Consider the following 10,359-nt stretch of genomic DNA (forward strand, 5'->3'; position numbering starts at 1 on the left):
ATGTCCGTTCCCGAGATCCTCTGGTACATCGGAGCTAACGACGGAGAGGTGCCGTGGGATCCGCGGCACCGGTTCGAGCCGTCGTTTTCCGCTCTGCGTGAGCAGGCGCGCACTCTCGACCGACTCGGCTACTACGGCGCGTTGACAACGGCCCGCGAGCCGATTTCGCTTGTCGCAGATACCGAACGGCTGCGCTTTGTCGTACCCGAGTATCCCGGAGTCAAACCGCCGGCGCTGCTTGCCGAGGAGGCACAGGTCTTCGATCAGTATTCCGGCGGCCGGTTGATCTACAACCAGGTCAACGGAGCCGATCCGGTGTTGGCGCGGTACGGACGATTTCACTCCAAGGACGAACGCTACGGCGTGTCCGAGGAGTACTGGCCGCTGTTCAAGCGGCTCTATCTCGATGAGGCGCAGGCGTTCTCGGGTGAGCACTTCGAGCTCGGCCCGCGATACAAGCCGGCCATCGCCGGACCCCGTCAGCCTGACGGGGTTCCGGTCTGGGGTACCGGGGCCTCCCCTGCCGGAATCTCGCACGCGGCAGAGGTTCTCGACGCCTACCTCATGTTCATGAGCCCGGCTGAAGCGATGTCGACGCTGTTCACGAAGGTCAGGGCAGCAGCATCCGACAAGGGCCGCGAACTGAAGTTCGGAGTATTGGCCAGCGTCATCGTCCGGGAAACGGAAGAGGAGGCCTGGGAGCGGTTCGAATGGCAGCTGTCCCAGACCTCACCGGAATCGGTGCTCAGCACCGCAGACCGCAATCTGACCAGCTTCGGGTTCCCGCCGCTGGCGGAACTCACCTCCGACGACGCACAGGTGCAGACCCGGATCGACGCTCTGCGAGCCGGCCGCCTGCCCACCCGATCGGAACTCGAGTTTGCCCCGAACATGGCCGCCGGACTGACCACGTGGTCCGGCGCCGAACCACCATTCGACGTCGCCGGTAAGGGCACCGGCAATTACCTCGTGGGCAGTGCCGACAACGTGGCCGCGCGCATGCTCGAGATGAGCGAAAGGGTGGGCATCGACATCTGGATCCTGTCCGGGTGGCCACTCATCCGCGAGGCCGAAATCACGGCCGAACTGCTTTTCCCCAGGCTCGGCGTGACAGCTGCGTTCGGAGCAACTGCCGGTGTCTGATATTTCGACATTCGAGTCTTTCCTCGCTCCTCGTGGACACGAACCGTTCGCGGTGCCGTGGTCCTCGGTGCGGGAACGGTTCGAATCCGTTGCAACCGCAGTGCCTGACAACATCGCGGTGGTCTGCCGCGGTAGCAGTCTGAGCTATCGGGAGCTCCACTCGCTTGCAGATGCCCACGCTCGGGCCTTGGTGGGTCATCTCGGTAGCGATCGACGCCCCGTTGCGCTCGACACCACCTGCAGCCTCGACTGCGTCGTCGCGCTTGTCTCCGTGCTTCTCTCGGGACATCCGCTGGTGCTGCTCGACTCGCAACTGCCCGAGGATCGGCGCCACAACATTCTCACGCGCTCGGGTGCTGCTCGCATTTCCCCGGCCGAGTTGGCTGCATTGCCCCGACATCCCGAACAGCCACTGCCCGCTGTCAGCGAGAGCGACTCCGCAGTACTGCTTTTCACATCCGGTTCCACCGGTACACCGAAGGCAGTCCGCCAGGGCCACCGACTGTGGCTCAACCAGGCGGCGGATTTTCACGCCACGCTCGGCATCGGTTCGGGCGATCGGCTGGGAATGGCGTTGCCGATCAGCTTCGGCGGCGGACTCGACGTCGTGTTCAGCGCACTACTCAACGGTGGCGAACTGCATTTTCTCGATCCCCGCGAAGTAGGTATCGAGGAAGTCCCGCAGTGGATTTCGAGCCACATGCTGACCACGCTGCACGCCACCCCCTCACTGCTGCGCGCAGTCATGAAGGTGTGCGCCGGCACCGCCACACTGACCGGTCTCCGCTTGGTCACCACGTGCGGTGAGGCAGTGCACGGCGACGACGTGACCAGGCTCCGCACCTTGATCAGTCCGACTGCGTCGTACTGCAATCTGTCGGGTTCCTCCGAGACCGGCAATCTCGCGTTCAACGAATTCCCCCCTGGCCGCGACGTTCCCGACCGGGTACTTCCCGTCGGCGTAGTGGCCGCCAACAAAGTGGTGCGGTTGCTCGGCCCCGACGGCGCCGATGTGGCGCCGGGTGAGGTCGGCGAAATCGTCGTCGAATCGCCCTATCTTTCCGAAGGTTATTTTGTCGAGCGAGACGGCACCGCTGCGGCAGAGATCACGAAGTTCGGCCGGGCAGCAGACGGCACACGATCGTTCCGGATGGGCGATCTGGGCCGATTCGACCAGCACGGACTGCTGCATCTGGTCGGCCGGAGCGACGACGCTGTCAAGGTGCGCGGTTACCTGGTTGAGCCGTCGGAAGTGGAGTCGGCACTGCGACGCCTACCTGCTGTCGAAGATGCCGTTGTGCTGGCTCGGCAAACAGACTCAGGCGCCGTGCTGGTCGGATACGTTGCCGTAGATCCCGCTACACGCGCGCCGTCTGCGGCAGACTTGCGACGAGATCTTCGAAAGACTCTGCCTGACTGGATGATTCCTGCCAATCTGATGCTGCTTCCGGCGCTACCGCGCAACGAACGCGGCAAGGTGGACCGCGGCGCTCTTCCAGCGCCCTCCCCCAGGCCCGCCGTAATTCCCCCCGCCGTGGGTGTCGAGTCCGAACTGGCAGCACTGTGGTCCGAGATCCTCGGGATCGAGCAGATCGGCCGGGACGACGACTTCGTCTCTCTCGGGGGCGATTCCCTGCAGACTCAGCAGATGCTCACCCGTGCCGGCCAGAAGTTCGGCGCCGAACTGTCGTCGGCAACGTTGGCCAACTTCCCGACCCTGCACCAGTTTTCCGCACATCTCGAGCAGGCCGCTACAGGTACGACGCTGCGCACCCGTGTGCTGGTGCCGTTGCAGACCGGCGGCACCGGGGACCCGTTATTCGCCTTTGCCGGAGCAGGTTCCACCGCGCTGGCGTTGCTGCCACTGGCGAGGGAACTCGGACCTCAATGGACGGTGCACGGTCTCCAGGCCCACGGACTCGAAGGCCGCGGATTCCCCGATTGGACGGTGCGCTCAGCAGCGAAGCGCTACCTGCGCGAGATCCGCCAGGTACAACCGCACGGCCCGTACACCTTTGTCGGTCACTCACTCGGTGGTGTGATCGCAATGGATGTCGCGCGTCTACTCGAAGCCGAGGGCGAAACCGTCAACGCGGTGATCTGCCTCGACACGATCCTGAGTGGACCACTGGGTTCGGGAATTCTCGATCTGTCTCGCAGTGAGCCGGATTCGGGTGAACAGTCGATCCCTTTGTCCGAACCTGCTCCCACCGATCGTCGCACGCTGTGGAAGACTCGCGCCATGTTACTCACGGCGGGACTGTGGCAGTACCCGGCGCAGACGCAGTGGGATCTATTCCACGATCTGGGTCGACGCGTCGCGCTCATGCACCGTTTGCAGCCGTGGGACGGCGCAGTATCGGTTGTCATGGCAGAAGACAACCCGGATGACCCCGCGTGGTGGACTCGAGTTGCACCCCACGTTGTTTCGGTGGAGCGTGTCTCCGGCGATCATGTCGGCATGCTCCGGCCGCCGTATGTCGCGCACACGGCCGCACTCGTGCGCGAGGCGCTGAAGTGAGCTTCCGGGCCGCAGTTCTGATCATCGCGCATCACCAGCCAGAAGTGTTTGCCGCACTCGTTGATTCACTGCGCCACCCGTCTATCGACGTCTTTGTCCACATCGACGCCAAAGCCGATCTCGCATCGTTCGAGGCCGTGGTGCCGGAAAGTGACGGGGTGACCTATCTGCGCGACCGTCGCTCCGTGAACTGGGGCGGGCTGAGCGTCGTGCACGTGATTCTTCGATTGATCGAGCACGCGCGATCCTCCCGCAACGAGTATCAGCGGTACGCCTTGCTATCGGGTTCCGATCTGATGATCGCGCCGATCGAGGAAGTGCTGGCGGCCTGGCAGAGTTCCACCGAGTTCATCCGAGTTGACTGGCGACTGACCGGCCCCGGTGCGCAGCGCGCCCATCTGGTGGACCGTCGACACTTTCCGGACGACAGGTCCCCGCTTCGCGCGCGACTGTCCGGGCGCATTCCGCGGAAGGTGGATCCGACTATCGAGCTGTACCAGGGATCAACGTGGTGGGCACTGACCGCCGGCGCAGTGGATCAGGTCACCGGATTCATCGCGGAACATCCGCGATGGCTCGACTTCCATCGGCACACACTGTGTTCCGACGAGATAGTTTTCCATTCGATCCTCAAAGCCGCGCCGCACGCGCGTCGGATCGTTCAGGACGTGGAGCAGTGCGCCGACGTCGACGCATTCATCGCCGACCCGGTACATGCGCTTCATCACATCGACTGGTCTGATCGAACTGCGCTGAGCCCGCGGGTATTCGGAATCGACGACGAACCGACACTGCGTGCGTCACGGGCACTGTTCGCCCGCAAGGTCGACACGACCTCGACGGCGCTGATCGACGCTTTTGCCGTGAACTCGGATTCTCTCCGATGAGCCGCTTGCCGACCCGTCGCCTGAGCGCTGGACTCGAGTCCAATGCCGCGGCGCTGATGCTCTCGTCCGTGGCAACAGGTGCACTCGGCCTCGTGTATTGGGCAGTGGCAGAACGCTTCTTCAGCACGGCAGAAGTCGGTCGCGCGTCGGCGGTCATCAGCACGGCAACCATGCTCGCATCGGTGTCCTGCCTGTCGCTCGGCGGTGCATACCAACGTTTCCTTCCCGTCGCCGGACGCGCCTCGACGCGTCTGGTCCTGGGCGGACTGGCACTGACAGCCACCGTGGCCGTTCTTCTCGGTTGCGGTTTCCTGCTGGTCAATCCGACCAACGAACGCCTCTTCACCAACACGACCGAGCGCGTCGCCTTCCCGATGTTGGTGATGACACTGGCGATCTACGCTCTGACCGACCCGATCCTGACGGGTCTGCGGCTGGCGAAGAGTGTTGCGGCCAAGAACATTGCACTGTCGGTACTCAAGATCGTTCCGATCGTTGCACTGGCGGGCACGGGATCTACCCTGGCCCTCACCGGATCGTGGGGTGTGCTGGCGTTCGGCGTCACCGCGGTTGCGCTGGTTCACATTCTGCGCACCGGTGTGCGCGGACGAACGACAATCGCGCCTGATCTGCCACCGGTGCGCGAACTGTGGGCATTCCAAGGCGTCTTCTTCACGATGACGCTTGTACTCACGGTGACTCCCCTTGTGCTGCCACTGATCGTGGTGTCGCAGTTGGGCACCGAACAGAATGCCTATTTCAACGTGGCCTGGACCATGTGCTCGGCAGTGGGATTACTCCGTAGCGGAGTCGGTTCGTCGTTCATCGTCGAAGCCTCCTCGCCCGATGCCGACCGTAAAGCCCTGCTGAGGCGGTTGTTGCGAATGCTCGCCGTGGTGACCGCGGTATCTGCTGCGGGGCTGGCGATCGGTGGACCACTGGTTTTGTACGTGATCAGTCCCGACTACTTCCACGCGGCAACAACACTCGTCCTCGTGATGGCGCTCGATTCGATAGCCGGAGCTGTTGTCGTGGTCTATTTCCTTCTCTCCCAGATCTTGCGACGACTCCGGCTCATGTTGGCGGTCCAGTGCGTCATCGTCGTCACCACAGTGTCGCTGGCACTGGTCTTGATTCCCCGGCTGGGCCTGATCGGGGCCGGACTGGCAACGCTGAGCGCTCAGTTGGTCGCCATAGCAGTGATCGCGGTGCCACTGCGCCGTGCGGTCGTCGACTTCTCGGCTACCCCGGTGGTCGCGGAATCCGACCCCCGTCACCTCAACATTCAGGACCTCGATATTCCGGAACCTGACGTGCTGGATTCTGCAAGAACCTAGTGCGCTGCTCGCACTTTCGCGAGAGTCTCGACTATTTTGCGTCCGGTGAACCGGACAGTCTCGACGCCCGGACGCCGTATCACCACAGAGGCAGCCGGGCGCGCGATGTCCGCCAACGCCCGCACCGCCGCCACGGGCAACGGCCCCGCCGGTACCTGCGGCCACAGCAGCGCAGTCAGCGCCTCGTCCGAAAGCGGCCGGACGCCTATCGCCTCCGCGTACTCGCGAGCGATCCGCTGGTGCGCAATCCGCTGCTGCGACCCGTGCACGGCACTGACCTGGTGGGGGTAGATCCGGTACTCGTATCCGATCATCGCCACGTTAGCGAGACGACCGAACTCCGAGAGTTCCGCGAACATCCGGTAGTCCTCCGCGTGAGCGAACTCGGTCCGGAACTCGAGACCACTGCGGTCCAGGATGGGCTTGCGGATCATGACCGATGCGCCGCAGTGACAACTGCCGAGCAACAACCTCTGCCGGCAGGCCGCATCCGAACGCGGCATCCGAACCCTGCCCGACATTGCCCCGAACAGTTCGTAATCGGTACCGCACGACACTATCGACGGATCAGCCGTCAACACTGCCAATTGGGCGGACAACCGGCCGACACCCATCCTGTCGTCGGCGTCCATCCGCGCCAGGAACTGCCCCCGCGCTTCCGCGAGACCTCGGTTCAGAGCACCGACCAGTCCGGTGTTGTCTTGGCGCACCACCCGCAGTCGCGGATCGGACACCGACGCGAGCACCTCGTCCGTGTTGTCGGTGGACCCGTCGTCGATCACGAGTAGTTCGAAGTCACGGAAATCCTGTGTAAGAACCGAATCCAGCGCCTCGCGCAGGTAGGGCCCGGCGTTGTAGGCGGGGATCAGGACGGTGACCAGCGGTGCGCTCATCGGTGCCCTCATCGGTGTCTCAGAATCGCGGAGTACAGGCCTGGGGTGTACTTCACCATCACCGCGAACACAGCCTCGCGGCGGTGACCGGTGCGTACCAACGGAATCACGTCGTCCGTCGAAATCGACCGACGCACACGGGTAATCGCCTCGTCGTAGAGTGCGGGCCGCGTCGGCGACGCGTGGCGGGCGCGCATGGCCACGTGAGCCACGGACGTCAGCACCTCGCGGTAGCGGAAGGCGCGTATCTCATTGCCCCACGTCGTGCTCAGAGAATGGTCGCCCAGTGCACTGTCGATGTCGCGTTCGACTTTGAACAAGTCCAGCGTACGCGGGGTGAGCGAGGTACTGATCGAGCCCTCACGGTAGAGATACCGATACAACGGCTCCTCAACCAGGGCAACTCGCTCGGCAGCCAACGACATTCGCAACACGGGCGCCATGTCCTCGTACCCCTGCCCCTCGTCCCATGGGCGCTCCCCCAGTAACTCGCGGCGGAAGAGTTTGGTGCATGCGTAGGCTTTTGCGTCCCCGAGAATCAGGCGTCGCGCAAACTCTCTGCCAGACACCACCATCGCGTCGAACGGCGCCTCGTCGATCTGGATTGCCGTACCGGATTCGTCGACGCGAGTTGTTCTGGTGCAGGCGAAGTCGGCCGATGCAGTGATCAATGCCGACTCGAGTCGTTCGACAAAATCGGGTGCCGCCTCGTCGTCGCTGTCGAGAAACCAGACGAGATCCTCGGTCACAGCACCCAGTCCGGAATTGCGAGCGCACCCCAATCCCTCGTTGCGCTCGTGAACCACGGAGGTGAAATCGACTCCGCGCGAACGTAGATAGGACTCCGCGCGTGCCATGGACTCGTCCCCACCGCGATCGTCCACCAGAACGATCTGCGTAATCGGACGAGTCTGCTCGAGCACCGAACGAAGGCAATTCTCCACGTACGGCAAGCACCGATACACCGGCACAACCACACTCACACCGGCAGGGTTACGGTTCACCGATCACTCAGGTCTCTCGATAGAAAACACCAACAGAAAGTTAGGATAACCTAGGTTCCGTCGAAATGGGGTGTCACCGTCGCCACCAGACCATGGTGATCCGAACCCTCGATCTCGATCCGCTCGAAGTGCGTCACTGTCGCCCTGTTCGTCACGATGTGGTCGATCCCGATCAACGCCGGATACCACGTGTCGGCGGGGAAAGTCATCACAAACCCCGCGCCCGTCTGTTCCGCGGCATCGGTAAAGCCGTCCGTCAGGATCGCACGAAAACGGCTGTGCGAGTACGTCGAATTGAAGTCGCCGCCAACAATCATCGGCTTGCCGTCGGCCGCCTGCTCGTGCAGCAATCCGTTCAACTTGCCCATCTCCGACGCCCACATCCAGGCAGGGGACGGATAAGGCGGCATCGGGTGCACCGAGGCCACCGTCACGCTGCGGCCGTCACCGATATCCGCTGTTGCGACGAGATTGGACATCGCGAAACGGCCCAACGACTCCTGCTCCGTGAGCGGGAAGCGACTGTAGATTCCGGTACCACCGCCGCCGTCCTTCGGCTCGACGAACCGGTACGGAAGCAATGCAGCGAGACCATGCGTGTCCAGCTGCTGCACCGCTGAGTCCGTCAGTTCCTGAATGGTGAGTACGTCGATCGAGTGCGAGCGAACCTGATCCACCAACGCATCCGGATCGGCCTCGCCCAGGCGGATATTCGCCTGCATCACCCGGATTCCCTCTCCGGCAACCGTGTCCGGCGTGTTCGAGACAAACAGCGGCGCCTGGGTGAACGCCCCCGCCAACACAACTGCAACCCCAACGGCGAGAGTCCGCCAGGATCGTGTTGCTGCCAGTACGAACAGACCCAACAGACCGACACCGAGCATCAGCGGAACAAACGACGACGCGATGATCAACGTGTTGGACTCAGGCCCGACATAGAAAACAATCACGCCCAGCGCTGCCACACCGACGGCGGCCGCTCCGGCGAGATATACCGCCCGCCGAACTATCCGGCGGCCGCCGGTCACGGAACTCGTGGTGGACGCTGGGTCGACCTCGCCGCTATTCGGCACCCATTACCTCGAGCCAGGCACCCACCTGCGGGTCCGATGCCAGATCCACGAAATCGATTGCCGCTCCCTCGAATCGCCAGCGCTCGACCAACGACATCAACCGCACCGAATCCAGGCCAAGGTCGATCAGGCTCACGTCTTCGGTCAGCTCGTCAACGGGGAGATCGAGGACCTCGGCAAGATCGGAGATGATGCGATCGCGGGTGAATGCAGTGGTCATCGGTGTTCCTTTTCGAGTTCTGTTTCAAGGTCTGGTGTTTGCAGATCTGGGGTCCCGCCGGTTACTCGCCGTAGTGACCCGAGCACCACCGTCGACAGTAAAGCGACGCCGCCGAGGGTCAGGCTGTAAACGACAACAGCCGTCGACGGCAGGAAGGCTGCTCCGAATGCGCCGGCAATCAATGCACCGACCGAGAGTCCGGCAACTTCCTGTGCCGCCCACAATCCGTTGACTCGCCCCAGCAGTGCTGTCGGCGTGTGGGTCTGGATGATCGAGTACCGGAGCACTTCCTGAACGGAGGTGACGGCACCCACCACGACCAGCAGGAGAACAGCCACTACCAGTCCTGTGGCCAATCCGACCACGGCTTGCACGGCAAAGGCCGCAACCAGTGCCGTCATCAGCACTCGGCCCGGATGTGCAAGGCGGCCAAGCCAACCGCTGGTGACGGTGGCCAGCACCGCACCGATGGCGCCGGCCGCGTACAACATGCCCACCGCGCGCGAGTCACCCGTGAATCGTTCGTCGACGAACCCGGGAACCAGAACGAGGACACCGCTGCCGAGCATCGCGATCACACCGACCGCCATGACGCCGCCTACCACGCGGTGCCCGAAGATGAAGCCCATCACGGACACCGGCGGTTCGCCGTGCCCGGACTCGTGGTCGTGGACCGGTGGCATCATGGACGGTAATCCCGAGAGCAGCACGATCGTGATCACGGTTCCGGCGGCCGCAACCCAGTAGTTCCAGGCCACCGACGTTGCCGCGATCAACAATCCGCCGAGTGCGGGGGAAATCACGGCGCCCGCCCGCGCACTGAGCACGTTGAGCGCGCCGACACCCACCAATTGGTCCTTGGGGATAAGACTGGGGATGACGGCAAAGAGCGCTGCGATACTGATCGAACCGATCAGCCCGTTGACAACGGCAAGCACAAAGATTGCCACCGTCGACGGATTCTCGAGCATCGCGTTGAGAGCCAACCCGACAAACGTCAATCCGGATACTGTGCGCGCAAACAGAATCAGGGTCTTCCGGTCGTATTTGTCGGCAAGTATTCCGCCGACCACCATGCCGCCGATGGACGCACCGCCTTCGACGGCTGCCACGAGACCGACCATGAAGGACGATTCCGTGAGCGCGTACATCTGGATCGGCACACCGACCATCAGCATCCCGATACCGAAGATCGAGATGGTACGTGCAATGAAAACTCTCCGGAACGGCGCGCTTTCGCGCAACGGCCGTAGGTCGAGTAGCACTCCGCGTTCGCTCATC

Annotated in this window: 9 protein-coding genes; 4 read left to right on the forward strand and 5 right to left on the reverse strand. The window is 63.2% G+C overall.

Going from position 1 to position 10,359, the window contains the following annotated elements:
* Genes CJ178_RS14210 through CJ178_RS14225 form a run of 4 tightly spaced genes read left to right on the forward strand, consistent with a single transcriptional unit; the run spans position 1 to position 5,888 of the window.
* Complete coding sequence (locus tag CJ178_RS14210; RefSeq protein WP_095886974.1) at positions 1–1,143, forward strand: LLM class flavin-dependent oxidoreductase; 1,143 nt, start codon at positions 1–3, stop codon at positions 1,141–1,143.
* Positions 1,136–3,664, forward strand: coding sequence for a non-ribosomal peptide synthetase (locus tag CJ178_RS14215; RefSeq protein ID WP_095886975.1), 2,529 nt, complete (start codon positions 1,136–1,138; stop codon positions 3,662–3,664). Before CJ178_RS14210 ends, CJ178_RS14215 begins: the two co-directional genes overlap by 8 nt.
* A complete protein-coding gene (locus CJ178_RS14220) occupies positions 3,661–4,551 on the forward strand; it encodes a beta-1,6-N-acetylglucosaminyltransferase (RefSeq protein ID WP_179300756.1) in 891 nt (296 codons plus the stop codon). Before CJ178_RS14215 ends, CJ178_RS14220 begins: the two co-directional genes overlap by 4 nt.
* A complete protein-coding gene (locus CJ178_RS14225; protein ID WP_179300757.1) occupies positions 4,548–5,888 on the forward strand; it encodes a lipopolysaccharide biosynthesis protein in 1,341 nt (446 codons plus the stop codon). Before CJ178_RS14220 ends, CJ178_RS14225 begins: the two co-directional genes overlap by 4 nt.
* On the opposite strand, the gene CJ178_RS14230 is transcribed toward CJ178_RS14225, so the two are convergent.
* The 5 genes from CJ178_RS14230 to entS form a co-directional block, all read right to left on the reverse strand.
* A complete protein-coding gene (locus tag CJ178_RS14230; RefSeq protein WP_095886976.1) occupies positions 5,885–6,781 on the reverse strand; it encodes a glycosyltransferase family 2 protein in 897 nt (298 codons plus the stop codon). The genes CJ178_RS14225 and CJ178_RS14230 overlap by 4 nt on opposite strands.
* An 8-nt stretch (positions 6,782–6,789) precedes the next feature.
* Positions 6,790–7,764, reverse strand: a complete 975-nt coding sequence (locus CJ178_RS14235; RefSeq protein ID WP_095887983.1) for a glycosyltransferase family 2 protein — start codon at positions 7,762–7,764, stop codon at positions 6,790–6,792.
* A 71-nt stretch (positions 7,765–7,835) separates the two neighbouring features.
* Positions 7,836–8,858 carry an endonuclease/exonuclease/phosphatase family protein gene (locus tag CJ178_RS14240; RefSeq protein ID WP_245006109.1) on the reverse strand — a complete coding sequence of 341 codons (1,023 nt, stop codon included), beginning with the start codon at positions 8,856–8,858 and terminating at the stop codon, positions 7,836–7,838.
* A complete protein-coding gene (locus tag CJ178_RS14245) occupies positions 8,848–9,078 on the reverse strand; it encodes a phosphopantetheine-binding protein (RefSeq protein ID WP_095886977.1) in 231 nt (76 codons plus the stop codon). Before CJ178_RS14245 ends, CJ178_RS14240 begins: the two co-directional genes overlap by 11 nt.
* Positions 9,075–10,358 (reverse strand): enterobactin transporter EntS, encoded by a 1,284-nt coding sequence (gene entS / locus CJ178_RS14250; RefSeq protein ID WP_095886978.1) that lies wholly within the window; start codon positions 10,356–10,358, stop codon positions 9,075–9,077. The genes CJ178_RS14245 and entS overlap by 4 nt, the downstream gene beginning before the upstream one ends.
* Position 10,359 lies beyond the last annotated feature (1 nt).

The sequence above is a fragment of the Rhodococcus sp. ACPA4 genome (assembly GCF_002300185.1).
In the GTDB taxonomy this organism is placed as follows: Bacteria; Actinomycetota; Actinomycetes; order Mycobacteriales; family Mycobacteriaceae; genus Rhodococcus_F; species Rhodococcus_F globerula.